General features: G+C 55.7%; 11 protein-coding genes. 6 read left to right on the forward strand and 5 right to left on the reverse strand.

Annotated elements, in window-relative coordinates; translation table 11 throughout:
* Positions 1-24: 24 nt before the first annotated feature.
* A complete protein-coding gene (locus tag Mal52_RS03725; protein ID WP_231962519.1) occupies positions 25-549 on the reverse strand; it encodes a hypothetical protein in 525 nt (174 codons plus the stop codon).
* A gap of 106 nt (positions 550-655) precedes the next feature.
* Entirely contained in the window at positions 656-1,582 is a 927-nt protein-coding gene (locus Mal52_RS03730) for a hypothetical protein (RefSeq protein ID WP_145374386.1), read from the reverse strand.
* A 498-nt stretch (positions 1,583-2,080) separates the two neighbouring features.
* Here Mal52_RS03730 and Mal52_RS03735 point away from each other — a divergent pair, with 498 nt between their 5' ends.
* On the forward strand, positions 2,081-2,686 hold the full coding sequence (locus tag Mal52_RS03735; protein ID WP_145374387.1) for a Pycsar system effector family protein: 606 nt from the start codon (positions 2,081-2,083) through the stop codon (positions 2,684-2,686).
* Between the two features lie 7 nt (positions 2,687-2,693).
* Here the strand turns inward: Mal52_RS03735 and Mal52_RS03740 are convergent, their stop codons facing one another.
* On the reverse strand, positions 2,694-3,557 hold the full coding sequence (locus Mal52_RS03740) for a hypothetical protein (protein ID WP_145374388.1): 864 nt from the start codon (positions 3,555-3,557) through the stop codon (positions 2,694-2,696).
* 196 nt (positions 3,558-3,753) lie between these two features.
* On the opposite strand from Mal52_RS03740, the gene Mal52_RS03745 reads away from it, so the two are divergent.
* The 4 genes from Mal52_RS03745 to Mal52_RS03760 all read left to right on the forward strand — a co-directional run bounded on the left by Mal52_RS03745 (position 3,754) and on the right by Mal52_RS03760 (position 10,180).
* Complete coding sequence (locus Mal52_RS03745) at positions 3,754-4,164, forward strand: BlaI/MecI/CopY family transcriptional regulator (protein WP_145374389.1); 411 nt, start codon at positions 3,754-3,756, stop codon at positions 4,162-4,164.
* Between the two features lie 2 nt (positions 4,165-4,166).
* Positions 4,167-7,541, forward strand: coding sequence for a M56 family metallopeptidase (locus Mal52_RS03750; RefSeq protein WP_145374390.1), 3,375 nt, complete (start codon positions 4,167-4,169; stop codon positions 7,539-7,541).
* Between the two features lie 126 nt (positions 7,542-7,667).
* Positions 7,668-8,846 (forward strand): lipid-A-disaccharide synthase, encoded by a 1,179-nt coding sequence (gene lpxB / locus Mal52_RS03755; RefSeq protein ID WP_145374391.1) that lies wholly within the window; start codon positions 7,668-7,670, stop codon positions 8,844-8,846.
* 284 nt (positions 8,847-9,130) lie between these two features.
* Complete coding sequence (locus Mal52_RS03760) at positions 9,131-10,180, forward strand: Gfo/Idh/MocA family protein (protein ID WP_145374392.1); 1,050 nt, start codon at positions 9,131-9,133, stop codon at positions 10,178-10,180.
* A gap of 1 nt (position 10,181) precedes the next feature.
* Here Mal52_RS03760 and Mal52_RS03765 read toward each other — a convergent pair whose 3' ends face one another.
* Positions 10,182-11,678, reverse strand: a complete 1,497-nt coding sequence (locus Mal52_RS03765; protein ID WP_145374393.1) for a leucine-rich repeat domain-containing protein — start codon at positions 11,676-11,678, stop codon at positions 10,182-10,184.
* A gap of 459 nt (positions 11,679-12,137) precedes the next feature.
* Between Mal52_RS03765 and Mal52_RS03770 the strand changes: the two genes are divergently transcribed.
* Positions 12,138-13,565: a sulfatase family protein gene (locus Mal52_RS03770; RefSeq protein ID WP_145374394.1), complete on the forward strand. Its 1,428-nt coding sequence runs from the start codon at positions 12,138-12,140 to the stop codon at positions 13,563-13,565.
* A gap of 10 nt (positions 13,566-13,575) precedes the next feature.
* Here Mal52_RS03770 and trpE read toward each other — a convergent pair whose 3' ends face one another.
* Positions 13,576-15,063 (reverse strand): anthranilate synthase component I, encoded by a 1,488-nt coding sequence (trpE, locus tag Mal52_RS03775; RefSeq protein ID WP_145374395.1) that lies wholly within the window; start codon positions 15,061-15,063, stop codon positions 13,576-13,578.
* Positions 15,064-15,145: the final 82 nt, after the last annotated feature.

The raw sequence follows: 15,145 nt of genomic DNA on the forward strand, positions 1-15,145 counted from the left end.
GCCGCTTGTTGCCCACGTACTTCCTCAGGTCATGGCAATTGCCAAAAGGTCCAACTTGCCTTTGGCCACGGAGGTCGCCATTTCGGAGAATTCGATTCGCGCCGCGTTGATCGCAGCTAAATCGGACGACCCGCCGCCCCATAACCAATGGGGTTTCTTGAAGGGCGGCGAATGATCTTTGAGTCGTTTTTCGATGTCAGCTTCAGTTTTTCCCTGCAAAGTTTCCCGTGGCAAAAAACCGACACCCGGCGGGAAGAAGGTCGACGTCGGAACTGGAAATGGCGGTTGAGACTGCTGCAGCAAGGGCCAAATTCCCACCTCTCCGAAGAAGGCATCCCAACTTCGACCGGCAAGTAAGCTTTCCAAGACAATCATTTCGCCGTCGACGTTTGCCATTTCCGCCAAGGCAATAAAGTAATCGATGGCCAAGTCCTCGGCGTCTTCATCCTCTTCTGCGTCATAAGGTTTGGGGATTTCGTTGCGGCAAATCCGCTCGGCCAGAAGCAAGCAAACTGCGATTTGGTCGTCGTCATATGGGGACTCGGCCACTTTCATGTTTTCCTCGGTTTCCTTCATCAGTCGGCTACGGTCTTGCCGTAGGCGGCGCGCAAACGCATCTGCATCTAGAGCGAAGAAAACAATTGAATATCTCAATTTAGGCCTCAGCAGTAGTTTCTTCCAAACCGAGTGACTGTCGCGTAACAAGGTAAGGTGACAAATTGTCCGGTAATAACGGCAGCTCCATGCCGTTGTATTGCGCTATCTCGTAGATTACGGATTCCGGTGTTGCAATAAGTTCGGGAAAAGCAAATCCAACGCCTTGCTTCTCGACTGTTTTGTCAAAACGTATTAACGATTCACGCATCGTCGCCGCCAACAATTCTGCATCTTTCGCCACAACAGCATCCCATGCCTGCAGCAGTATTTTCGTTTTCTTCGTTCGCTGTTTCGCGATTAACAAGCGGGATTGGTCCGCTCGTTCTGTCGGCTCATTTCGAATGCCTGAAGCGATCACCGAATACAAGGATCCAATCTCTGGCGAAACGCCGCACAGGCTCGCAATGTCAATCTGACGAGCCCAATCACTGATTCGCTCGACATCCTCCCACCGCCGAGCAAGTATTGCTAGCAACAGGCCATCGGCGAAGGAGTTAAAGAAGACAATTTCCTGATCCGCATCCTCGCGGGAATGTATTTCCTCTTCAGACTTCCACCAATGACCAAAGAATAAATCAATCGCAGTATCAACTCCCGCTTGCAGCACGGCATTGACGTCGTCAATGGTCATGAGTTGCAGAGAATGGATGCAAATTATTTTATAGGCTTCGTGAATATTACTTTCACGAACCGTCATTGCATCCCATGCTGGATCTGGATTCGTGATGTCGTTTAAACTCATCGCCACAGCTTGACGAATCTCGCTGCTTCGAACCTCTGGCTCAAAGCCGATTAACCGATATCGAGCTGCGGATGGATCGGCGTGGGGAGCCTCAACAAGACTCTGTAATATCTGCCGCAATCGCTCAAAAAACATATTTTCCTGATCTCCATGGCTTCCTATTCGCACCTTTCGGTGGATCATAGATTTGAAAACCTGCCAAAATGTGCCATCGTTGATTTTGGGAGGTCGCTGCGCCTGCTTTTAAATTTCACTCGAATGATCGTTGTAATCATTTTGTCTATTAGAGTGTATGCGGTCCACAAATTTGTCGCTTTCATATCTTCACCGCGGGGGTGGCGCCGCCGCTGGGTGGCAGGTTTTGATGTCCAGAGCGCGCGGGGATGTTCCGGGTTGAGCGGCAGACCAAACTGCGGCCAGCAGCCGACTTCGTCGGCCCAGAAAGAATCTTTCTGGGCCACCCGCCTGGTTCTGGGGCTACCTTACGGGGGAATTCTCGGGGGTTGTTGTGAACCCAATGTGTGCAGCGAGCGTCATTTCTTAGGGCCGGTTGGATCGGCCGTTTCAAATTGGATTCTAAACTGCGGCCCTACTGTCCGGCATCGTTTACTGGTACCTCGCCACGGGCAGGGATATAATCCGCTCATCACATCCCCAGCTTCGCCGAGAAGGCTCGCCATCATGACCGAAAAATCAAACGAAGAACCAGTATCTTCCGTTCCGGCCGCCACACCGGAGGCGGAACACGTCCAAGCCGAAGATACGGCAAACATCATTGAGGCGTATCATGCTGTCGCGGAGTGGATTCGCTTCGCCGATGCTAAGTCGGGGGTTGTCTTGACGGTCAGTGCTGCCTTGGCGGGAATTTTAATTCCTACGATCCGCCCCATCATCGATGATCCAGAAGGAATCCATTTGATCCCGATGTGGAAAGCAGCAGCGTTGTCCTTTTTTGGGTTGTTTCTGATCTTTTTGATTCTCTCGGGAGTCGCCGCATTTCGCTGCATCAACCCCTTCCGCTTGCGCGGCAAACACCCGTCGCTTGAACGGTGCAGTCACTTTCACCCGGCAGCGATCTCGGATAACTACAAAATCGATCAGGAGCAGGAATTTGTGCGAGATTGCAATCAAGGGGGGGTGGTCAAATTCCGCGAAGAAGTCCTGACCGCATTGTTGATCGACTCACACATCTCCAATTCCAAATACCAGCGCGTTTCGTCGGCGATCCAGTGGTTTACGGTGAGCGTGGCGTTCGCATTTTTATATCTGCTCACGATCCAGCTCTAAGGCTCTGTCAGTTCTGGGTCAGACGGCGATGCCCCAGTAGGGTCCCGTTCGGAAATCCCTCGATGTAGCAATTGTAACGCGGGCGGATTGGTTGTTGGCGTCCGAGTGCGTGCAGTTGGCACAGCTCGTGAATGTGCGCAGCTTCTGTCGTAAAAGTTGAGATGAGCCGCACGCCGCCGAGTCGCGGGTCTTTCACCGAATACACAACCAGGGATTGTGGAGCCGAGCCGCGACGGTTGGCCTGCAGTTCGACCATATCGGTCCGTAGCGAGATGCGCCGTTTCCCCCCGGCATCGGTAACGGTCACATCCTCAGTGATTCGCGACGACTTGAGTGCGGCAAAAGCATAGTCCCGCAGCACCTCAGCGATGTCCGAGTTCTCTGCGGATGCTCGTTTCCATTGTCGACAGTCACAAAGCGCGATCTGTCCCAAACACCACGTCACATTTTGCAGCAACGTCCCTTGCTTCGGTTCAGCGGTCAGCGTTCGTCTAGGGAGCCCCAAGCCCTCTTCGATCGTATGGTTCAGCCAGCGTTTTCGTTTGTAGCCAAACGGTGTTTGTAACCAACTGAAGAGATATCCATACGTATGAATCAATCCCGCATGGTAGGACTGGCCGTCGCGGATTTTTTCCTGCGCCAAAGTGCCGATCACGGTCAGGATTTTGGGGTGCACGATGATATCTTGGGCGAATTCGTCAAAGTTGCGGCTTCGGCCCCACAGCTTTAACAGTCCGCTTCCGGCATCACGTTTCAATTGCGCTGCAATCGTGGGAACGGCTGCGGTAAAAGCGCATGTCGTGATCCGTCCTTTGCGGGATTCGTCAACGAGCCGCCGTGCGATTCGTTCGTATTGAGTTCCTGATATCACAGACCGTCCGTTTCGTAGACTTGCGTGAAGGGAAGGGGTATGCCGGGCGCTGCTAGGTCGATCGAACGATGTCGCAAGTTGCCGCCAATAGAATTTGAATTGAAGCAGAATCAGCAATAAAACAAAACCGCTCTTGCGTTCTACGACGAACGTAGTAACATGGCGATTATTACATCTGTCGTAATCGAGGGCTGCTGTGAAGAAGAAATCCAATTCTACCTCCCCGCGTCTCACTGCTGGGGAAATTGAAATTCTTGAAATGCTCTGGGCTGCCGGAGCGGTGACGCTTTCTGCTGCTCACAAAGCCATGAAACGGGCTATTGGGTATACCACCGTGCAAACCCGGCTCAACCGGCTGGTGGAAAAAGGGTTTGTGGTTCGTAGTGATGACCGGCCCGCCCAGTACTCCGCCGCTGTTTCGCCCAATGATGTCAGTGCGGGGCATTTGGATTTGTTGCTCAAGCGCGTCAGCGGGGGGAGCGTCGTGCCGTTGGTTACGCATCTTGTCCGCGACCGCCGGCTCTCTTCCGACGAAGTCAGCGAACTCAAAGCATTGATCGAACAGGCGGAAAAAGATCTGGGGTCTTCCTCGAAAAAAGGACGCTAGCCGTGAACGAAATCGCCTCGCTGTTCTGGCCGCATCTGTTGCGCGGCACGGTCATCTTGTCCGTCACGTGCATCGTCGTCATTTGCGTGCTACGCCTCTTGCGGGTTTCTTCGCCAACGCTGCATCGCATCGCTTGGTGCGCGGTGTTGCTGCAAGGCTGTTTGATCTCCAGCTTTACGTTGCCTATCCCCTGGCACGATCCTCTATCCGTCTCGGCGCTGCCGGCGCCGATGACCATACCAGAGATGCCGCTCAGCGATGTTCCTAACACTGATATTGTCGTAACTACACTTGAGGTTGATGCCCCTGCGGAATTACCCGCTGTCATTCCCGCCGAAGTCAAACCGGAAATAAAAACGTCGCCGGTTCCAACGTCCGTCTGGTTCTTATTGGTCTGGATTGCGGGCATGTTGGTTGCCGTTGTTCGTTGGACGGCTGGGTATGCTTGGTTCTTGCGTAGCCTAAAACCAATCACGACGGACGATGAAACGTGGCAAGCGGAGTGGCGGGAATTACAAACTGCGCAGAACGTGCGTCGACCCCTTCCGCTGATTATCACCGCTGCCCAGGGACCCATGCTCTGCCGGTTGCCGCAGGGGTTTGCCGTGATTGTTCCCGAAACGTTATGGCGAAGCTTTGCGGCATCTCAGCGACGGGCGGTGCTGCGGCACGAATTGGCGCATTACCTGCGCGGCGATGCGCTGAAGTCATTGGCGATGCGGTTGTTGGCCTTGCCGCACTGGTTCAATCCTTTGGCATGGTGGACCGTCCGGCGGTTTGATGAAGCGGCCGAATGGGCCTGCGATGATGCCGCCGTTGACAATCTCGGCCAGTCGCCCACGTCGTTTGCCAAAACGTTGTTGGAGTTGGGGACCGTAGCCGCTCCTCCCTTGAGTCATAGTCCGGCGGCAAGTGGCCATTCGTTGGCGCGTCGCATCCGCCGCATGTTGTCCGCCTCGCCGACTCAAGACCAACCCTGGAAAAAAACATTGGTCCTACTTGTCGGTGTTTTAGCCGTGCTGCTCAATGTGATCCGCTTAGAATTGGTTGCCAAGGCCGCGCCGCCGACGAATCCGGCAGGGGAAGTCGCAACGGATTCTGACGATGCGCCCCTTGCCAACGAAGCGGAGAAACCTGCACCCGCCGCAAAGAAAACGTTGAAGGCAAAACTGCCTAAAGCGGTGCAGGGGGGGATTGATTATCTATTTTCGCAACAGCAACCCGACGGTCATTGGACGAATGGTGACGAGAATTCGTGGGTCATTGGAGTCACGAGCCTGTGTACATTTGCGCTGCTCGAAAGCGGCGTGACGGCGGACGAACCATGCGTGAGCGACGCGCTGGATTATTTACGCAAGCAAAAACCGACACGAACCTATGAAGTCGCCTTGCAGACGTTGGCATTGTGCGCCGCCGGAGCCAAGCAGGATCTCGCGACCATTCAGCGAAATGTGGTCATCCTCGAAAGTGGACATATTCAGCGGGGGCCAGGGCAGGGTACATGGAGTTACGGCACGGGCAACCGCTTGAACATGGCAGGGGGTGACAGTTCCAACAGCGAATTCGCCATCTGGGCCTTGGATGCTGCCGCCAATGCCGGTGTGCAGGTCAAACCCGAGACGTGGAAGTTGGCGTACGATCATTGGAGTAAGAGTCAATTGGCGGAAGGGGGGTGGGGATATAGGGCTCGCAGTCCAGCAACCGGCAGCATGACCTGCTCGGGAATTGCTTCGCTGGTGATTTGCCACCGCCGCGTCTTCAAGGACGATCAAGACGACGCACCGGACCTCAAGAAAATGCTGGCTCCCAGCCTGGAATGGATGGCCAAGAATTTTGCCGTCGGGATCAATTCACCGCAACTCAACTGGCAATTGTACTATATGATGGTGCTTCGCAACGCGGGTGAATTATCGGGCACCCAGCGGTTCGGCGAACACTCCTGGTACGCCGAAGGGAGCTTCTATTTGTCCGAGCGTCAGTCCAAGAAAACCGGCGCGTGGAATGGGGCGGGACAGATGGAAGACGAAATCCTGAGCACGGCGATGGCGTTGTTGTTTTTGAAGGCGGGGCCGCCAAAGGTTGCAGCGGAGACGTCGGCGGTTGAACCGGCGGAGGGTGATTCTCTGGTGGCGAGAAAGGCGGCCGTTGACGAATTGAATAAACTGGGCCTTCGCCACCCATTGGAAGTCGGTGATGGCAAACGGCCTTACTTCGAGGTTGAGTTGAGCGGAAGTGAAGTTACCGATGCCGATCTCAAACATCTCAAAGATTTAGGCGGGCTATTGGTATTAAAGTTCGAGAAAACGCAAATCACCGACGCGGGTTTAAAGCACGTCATGCCGTTGTCGGGGTTGAGGTTACTATGGGTGCAAAACTCGAAAATTACAGTCGCCGGGCTTCGCGAACTTTGGCGTGTGATGCCCAGACTTCAAGTCGTAGAAATCAATACGATAGCCGAGGGCGATCCGGGAACGGCGAAAAAACTGCTCCGGGAGACTGGCGACGCGCTGATCGCCGCCGCGGCTGCGAGAGAGGCGAGCAAGCCGCGTACACCCGTTGAAAAAGAGATTTACGCTGCTCTTAAGGCTCGTGACGATACCGTCAAGTCTTTTCGGTTTGTATGGACAGAGCGGCACACTGACCACAAGGGCTCACAACATAGCATCGCAGACCGCGCTCGGGTTGCGCTCGGCCAAGATACCAGTTATACCTGGACCACCGAAATGGCCGTTGACGGGAAGAAGATGCTTTATTCATTTTCCGGAAAACAACCGACCTATGACGCTAGCGGTGAGGCGGAATTCATTGAAAGACGTTATCTGAGCGGATTCAATGGTCGGGAAATGCGGTCTGCTTCCCTGTATCCCGGATCGTCTAAGATAACACAGGGTTTTTTACGCCCGGCGAACAGGAGCGACGACGTCGCGCTAGCCAGCACCAACATTTTGCGATGGCTCTATTGCACGTTTGATCCCACGATGACGAATACCAACTGGCAGAGTCTTGAAGTCGTAAAAGAGCCTGCCGAAGTTCGGGGGCACCGTTGTTGGGAATTGCGTCGACGATATGAGGGAATAAATCCTGGTGCCCCCAAAGTGCCGTCGGCGTCCTGGTGGGTGGATCCCAACCGGGAATACGTGATCGTACGTTACGCCTACTCAAGCAGCGCCGGCACGGTTCAGTCACAATTCGATATTGATTATCAACAGGATGACAAGCACGGCTGGGTTCCGTCGCTTTGGCGGTTTCGCCGATTCGATCACAATGGCAAAGTCCGTACGACAACAATTTCACGCGTCACAGAATACGAAATCAATCCCCAACTCGACGACGACATCTTCACCCTTCAATTCCCACCCGGCACGCATATGAACTGACATTCGCCACCAAACCCCTCTTGCTCCATTTGAGATAATCCCGTATCGTCCCCGCTTCGCAGTGGGGGCGCGACCGCGTTCCCCGTGCTGCGTGGCACCATGGATGGTTGTTTCTTGGGATAATCAATGCATATTTTCTTTTCCGTCGGCGAACCCAGCGGCGATGCTCATGCGGCGAAGCTGATTGAGGAGATTCGTCGTCGCGATCCGCAGTCGCGGTTTTCTGGTTACGGCGGACCGCAGATGGCTGATGCGGGGTGTGAGTTGCAATTTGAACTCACCACGATGGCCGTGATGGGGATCGTGGCGGTGTTGCCGCTGTTGCTGAAATTCTATCGGCTGGTCAAACAGGCCGAAGTGTTGCTCAAGGAGCAGCGGCCCGATTTGGTGGTGTTGGTCGACTTTCCCGGTTTCAATTGGTGGATCGCTCGCAAGGCGAAACGTTTGGGGATTCCGGTCGCCTTCTACATGCCGCCGCAATTGTGGGCCTGGGCTTCGTGGCGGATTCACCGCGTCCGCAAATTCGTAGACTATGTGCTCTCGCCGTTGGAATTCGAAACGCGTTGGTATTGCGATCAGGGAGTCGATGCGGAGTGCGTGGGGCATCCCTTTTTTGATGAAGTGGCCCAGCACAAATTGAACGCCGATTTCATGCACGAACAAACTGAGCGGGGCGGGACCGTGATTGGAGTGCTGCCCGGCTCGCGCAATCAAGAGGTGCAACGCAACTGGCCAATTCAATTGGCGACCATCCGCCGAGTGCACCAGCGTTGCCCCACGACGCGGTTTCTGGTTGCTTGTTATAGTCAACAGCACGTGGAGTGGTGCCGCGAATTGTTGACCGATGAGTCAGAGGATTTGCCGATCGAATTGTGCGTGCAGCGTACGCCGGAAGTGATTGAGGCCGCCGATGCGTGTTTGATGGTCTCCGGGTCGGTCTCGCTGGAAGTTCTGGCGCGGCAGACGCCGGCGGTCGTGATCTACGTGATGTCGAAAACGCTGCATCGGTTGGGCAGTCCGTTCATTCGTTGCGCTTATATCACCTTGGCGAATCTGATTGCCGGGCGTGAAGTGATGCCGGAATTTGTGGTTTTAGGGGACCCGCAAGCGGATATTGAGCGGATGGCGGGGATTTTGGAGCAATGGGTCCATAACCCCGACAGCCGATTGCAGCGCAAGGAAGAATTGGCGACGATTGCGGCCGCTGCCGCACAGCCAGGGGCCACTGCCCGTGCTACCGATGCGATTTTCCGGCGTTTTTCGGCGATTGAGAACTCAAAGTCAGCCGAGCGCCGCGCTGCTTGAGGCATTTGTCGACCCCTGCGAGGCAGTCCGCTGGTCTGGCGTCCTGGTGAATTTCGGTTCGATTGCTGTCCATAGGTTGAAATTCCGGGCACAGGGCATCACTATACGGGCACCGGTATCGCGCTGCGCGCGTCGGAGCCGCGTGGGCGTCGCAATCCGTCGTGCGGAGACCACCCTCGATTGTCAGGTTTCGTACGGAAATCGCAGTCGGTAAATGACTAAACAGAGAGTGGTGACGCCACTAGGGCCAATTCCATCGGCATTGAGAATTTTTGAGTTCATTCATGGTTGAAGATACTGTTCGCGTTGCCATTGTTGGAGCGGGTGCGAATACCAGATTACGCCACATTCCCGGCTTTCGCGAAATCGACGGCGTCGAAATCGTAGGTGTCGTCAACCAGACTCAAGAATCGACGGCTCGCGCCGCCCAGGAATTGTCGATTCCCAAGCAATACCCCGACTGGCAAGCCTTGGTTTCCGACGATGACGTTGACGCTGTCATGATCGGCACTTGGCCGAATCTCCACTGCGAAATCACTTGTGCCGCTTTGGAAGCAGGCAAACATGTCCTCACCGAAGCCCGCATGGCTCGCAACGCTTCCGAAGCTCACGCGATGCTCAAGGCGGCTCAGGCGCATCCCGACTTGGTTGCCCAAATCGTGCCTAGCCCGTTTGGCTTGGAGCACGAAAGCCGTATGCGGCAATTGATCGAGGATGGCTTTATCGGCGATCTGCGCGAGATGGTCGTGGTCGGCGCTGCGGACGCATTTTGGGATTACACCAAGCCGCTGCATTGGCGGCAAGACGCTGAGATCAGCGGATACAATACCCTGACCCTCGGGATCATGCACGAAACGGCCATGCGTTGGACGTCGCCAACAACGCGGGTCTTCGCGCAGGCGACGACGTTTGAACCGAAACGCCCTTCGAAGGTTGGGACGGATATTCTCGACGTCACCGTCCCAGACAGTCTGCAGGTGCTCACAGAACTCTCCGACGGCGCGCGCGGCTTGTACCACTTTAGCGGGATTGACCTATTCGGGCCGGGACACCAAATCCACCTCTACGGCACCCGCGGCACGATCAAAGCCAAATTCAACGACGGCGAACAGATCTTCGTCGGTCACGCCGGTGACGACGATATGACATTGCTGCGTGTTCCTAAGGAACAGCTCGGCGGATGGCGGGTCGAAGCGGAATTCATTGGCGCCATTCGCGGCACCGAACCGGTGCGGCTGACTGATTTTGAATCCGGCGTACGGTATATGGAGTTCACCGAAGCCGTGCATCGCAGCATTCAAACCAACGCACCGGTCAACTTGCCGTTAGCATAAGCTATCGGTTGGGCAGTTTGGTCCAGACGCCGATCGGAGGCGGGGAGATGTCGGTTCGTCGATCGGAGCGAACTTGCACGGGCTTGATCCACTGCGTACGTTGAATCTGTTGCGGATTCGGTTGAGGCATGACCGTGTTGCGTTCTCTCGCGATTTCGTTGAGCCAATGGCGTGCGGATGACATGCGCGGGTCGAGTTGCAGTGCGTAATGTAACTGTGCTTCGCCTTGCTTCCAATAACCCGCTTTGCACAACATGACTCCCACATTGAAATAAGCGGCCGCCTCGCCCACCGTCTCGGCGAACATAGGCAGAGCGGCACGCATGTTGCCAGTTTCCGCTAGCGCCACAGCCATGTAATAACGCGTGATATCCACCCCGGAATTGCTCTGCACAGCACCGCGTTGCATGAGCCCGGGAAAACGCCGCGCCGGCAATGGCATATGCGGTGTAGCCATCGAGACAGCTTGGCGAATTTGCCGGCCGTTGGTGTTCATCTGTCGCCGCGCTTCGCCGGATTCCAGGCCTGGCTCAAGAGCGTTCGGCTGCTCGTCGGCATTGTCGGTCGCGTCCTCGGTGGTGTCTTCGGTGGCCTCCTCGGTGGCATCGACCGGGTCAGCGACAATGCGGCAGTTCGGCAGTGCGACTTGCAGTTCGGCGATTCCTACCGGTGTGACGCGGGTTCCGACTAGACTCAGTCCTTTGAGTTTGTCAAAGCCCCGCAGATGTTGCAGTCCGGCGTCGGTGATCTGCGTGTGTCCTAACAACAGATACTTGAGATCTTTCATATTCCGCAAGTGGGCCAATCCGGCATCCGTGACTTCGGTTTTATTCAGACCCAAGGATTGCAGACCGTTCAACTCGGCAATTTGAGCCAGTCCGGCATCTCCGACGGCTGTTTCGTTCATCCACAACAGTTGCAGCCGATTCAAGTTTTTGAGGTTCTGTAATCCTGCATCCGTCAGGCTCGTTCCATTGAGCGACAGACGCGTCAAATTCGACATCCAATGCGGGTGAGCGAATGCCGCGTCCGTGATCGTTGTTTCGCTCAGGTCAAGTTGCGTTAAATTCTCCAAGCCGGCGCCGTTTCGCAGGTCATCGTCTCCGACGATTGTTCCCGACAAATCCAACACGCTGATATCCTGTGTTGAGTCCAGTTCCACCGTTCCGCCCAGGGATTCAAACCGCGTCGCCAATTCCTGGGAGGTCACCGCCGGTTCCGCTTGGGTTTGCGGATCCATTGGTGCAGCCGTGGGTGGATCCACGGGAGGGGCAGCGTACGGTTCGTCCAGTTGTACCGGACCTGTGGAGAGTTGCTGATCGGCTTCCGCAATGGCGGCCGGCGCTTGTTGCTCAGCGGCGGGTGCACAGACTTGGCAGCATCCGGCTGTTTCCTTTTCCGCGTGTTGACAACCGCAGACACCGGCGAACCCCGCCAGCCCGATCGTCGCGACGACAGTCACCAGTTTTTTGGAGGGCAAGGAGAATTTGTTGAACATAATAGTCGGACCCGCGTTGAAACATGGAAAGACCGTAACAGAAAGATCGCACTGAGCATGGCTCAGGGGGCGGTAATCATTTTCGGTGCAACCGGTTTCACCGGTCCATTTCAAAACAACCAATCGCGCGATCCCGAATAACCCGGCGACGATTGGCGCAATCGATCCGGCTATGTGGCCTCGTGGCGTTGTAACAAGTGTGCGGCACACGACGATCTTGCCAAACATGAGTCCCTTTCGCAGGCAGAGCATTCGCTACAACCGGACCGTCGCGATAGGGCAAATCGAGGGGCATTTTCAGTCCCGCAGGAAAGCCAATCAGCGGGGTCCTGCTTACAGTCGCCGCGGCGCGTCATTGACACTGCCGACCGAAAACGGCAAGCTGATGCATGAAATCCAATAGTACTCCCATGGCCAAACTTGGCAGAGAATCATTGAATCGTGCGGAAGGCATCCTTCATGAAATTGACGACAGCCATCATTGCGGCGCTGCTGGCCACTTATACCTGCTCGGACTGTGCCCAGGCGGCGGATAAACCGAATATTTTGTTCATCTACACCGACGACCAAGCTCCTTGGGCGCTGGGGCTTTCGGGACATCCGGATGCGGTAACGCCCCACTTGGACGAGCTGTTTCGCAGTGGTGCGTATTTGGTCAATGCATTCACAACGACCCCGGTTTGCAGTCCGTCGCGCGCGGGATTGATGACCGGTCGTTATGGCAGTGAACTGGGCATCACCGATTGGATCAATCCTCGACACGAGTATGGAGTTGGTCTGCCGCCCAGTTCTCTCTGTTGGACGGAAGTCCTGCAGCAACACGGATACACCAACGGCCTGATCGGCAAATGGCATTTGGGTGTCCCGGACCGTTTTCATCCGACGCGTGCCGGCTTTGATTACTTCATGGGGTTTCGATCCGGGGGGACAAAAGTCAAAGGCGCTGTTTTGGAAACTGAGGGACAGCAACAAACCTTTCCCGGTTTCACCACCGACGTGCTGACCGACTATGCCATTGAATTCATCAAGGATCATCAAGAAAAACCGTTTGTCTGTTGCGTCCACTACCGCGCGCCGCACGCCCCATGGTTGCCGCAACCGGAGTCGGATTTAGAACCGTTCAAAGACCTCGATCCCACGCTTCCGCATCCGGATTATCCCAAGTTGGACGTCAAAAAAGTGAAGCAAAAAACGCGGGAATACTTGGGGAGCGTCCATGGCGTGGATCGCAATGTCGGCCGGTTGATGCAAACGTTGGACGACCTGAAATTAGCTGACAACACAATTGTGGTATTCACCAGCGATCACGGCTACAACATGGGCCACAACGGTATTTGGCACAAAGGCAACGGCCACTGGATTTTGACCGAGTTTCCCGCAGGGACGGAGAATGTCCCCCGACGACAACGACCGAACATGTACGACAATTCAATCCGAGTGCCAACCGCCATCCGCTGGCCCGGTGTGATCAAACCGGGCACGATCGTGGAAGAGACCTTCTCCAACTTGGACTGGTATCCCACACTTTTGGGGATGGCCGGAGTCCCCTTGCCGGCGGACACCATCCTCCGTGGTCGAAGTATTGTTCCGGTGCTGGAGGGCAAATCGACCGACTGGGACAACGACTTTTATGCCGAATACAGCACCAAGCACCAGTCGCACACGCACATGCGGATGTATCGCACCCCGCGTTGGAAGCTGGTCCGCGATTTTCTCAATCCCGAGCGCGACGAGTTGTACGACCTAGAGGCTGATCCAACAGAAACCACGAATCTGATCCACAAAGACACGCCGGAAACCAACGCGGCGATTGAAAAGCTGCATGCGAAAATCATTGAGCAGATGCAGGAAATCAACGATCCCGTATTGGCGCTCGTCCAAGAATGACCAATGGCCGCTACAACTGTTGCTCGGCGATTTCGATGGCCTTCAACAGGCCGCGGGCCTTGTTTAGCGTTTCTTGATATTCGCTTTCCGGGACGCTGTCGGCGACGATGCCGGCGCCGGCTTGGACGTAGACGGTCTGGCCTTGCATGACCATTGTTCGCAGGGCGATGCAGGTGTCCATGTTGCCGGTGAAATCGACGTAGCCGACCGCCCCGGCATAGGGGCCGCGGCGGTGCGGTTCGAATTCGTCGATGATTTCCATCGCCCGCACCTTGGGGGCTCCGGAGACCGTACCCGCCGGCAGTCCGGCACGCAGCGCATCGAGTGCGGTACGACCTTCGGCGAGTTGACCGGTGACGTTAGAGGTGATGTGCATCACGTGGCTGTATTTTTCCACGACCATCATGTCGCTCAATTCCACCGTGCCGTATTCGGCGATGCGGCCCACGTCGTTGCGTCCCAAGTCGACAAGCATGACATGTTCGGCGCGTTCCTTGGGGTCGGCCAATAACTCTGCGGATAAACGTTCGTCCTCCGCTTCCGTCGCACCCCGTTTGCGGGTCCCGGCCAATGGACGGATCGTGACCTGCCCATCCTCGACGCGAACCATGATCTCCGGCGAACTGCCGATGAGATTCACAGCCGGGGTTTTGAGCAAAAACATAAACGGGCTGGGATTGACCACCCGTAAGCTGCGATAAATATCGAGCGGCCGCGCGTGCGTCTCTAATTCCAATCGCTGGCTGAGCACGACTTGAAAGATGTCCCCGGCGCGGATGTATTCCTTGCAGGATTCGACAGCCGCTTCGAATTCGGGTTGCGTGAAGTTCGAGCGAAACTCAATCGTCGATTCCTCGTCCAGGTTGATGTCGGTGACCTGCAGGTCGGAGGCACCCATTTGGAGTTGTTTGCAAAGCTCATCCACCCGTTTGCGCGCTGCATCGTAATCAGCCCGCAAGTCCTCCCCGTCGGTACGGGCGTGGACGACAACCAGCACAGTCTTGTTGATTTGATCGAAGATCACCATCCGGTCGTAAAACGCGAACGACAAATCGGGCAACTGGCGGTCATCTTCCGGGGCATTGGGCAGATGCTCGGCGTAGCGGACGGTGTCGTACCCCGCATACCCGACGGCGCCGCCAGCAAAGCGGGGCAGTCCAGGCAAGTGCACCGCGCGGTATTGGCTGAGCAGGACTTCCAATTCGTGCAACGGATCGTCGCAGTCCCGTTCTTCGACACGGCCGTCTTGGTGTGTGAGCTTGATGCGCGTGCCGTAGGCATCGAGCTGCAGGAATGGATCAGCGCCGAGGATGCTGTACCGGCCGATCTGTTCGCCGCCGACGACGCTTTCAAACAAGAATGAGCAAGGCCCCCACTGGATCGTACTATAAGCGCTCAGCGGGGTCAGCGTGTCACTGACCAATTGCCGATAAACCGGCACCACATCGGAATCGGCCGCCAGTTTGGCGAAAGTGTCGAAGTCAGGGTAGTACTTCATAGCTGTCGAACTTTATTGCTGGTGTTCAGTGATGTTCGTTGGGGCGACCGAGTGAATTGTCACGATTCAAAGCTTGAGTTGG

Origin of the sequence: Symmachiella dynata, assembly GCF_007747995.1 — a bacterium.
In the GTDB taxonomy this organism is placed as follows: Bacteria; Planctomycetota; Planctomycetia; order Planctomycetales; family Planctomycetaceae; genus Symmachiella; species Symmachiella dynata.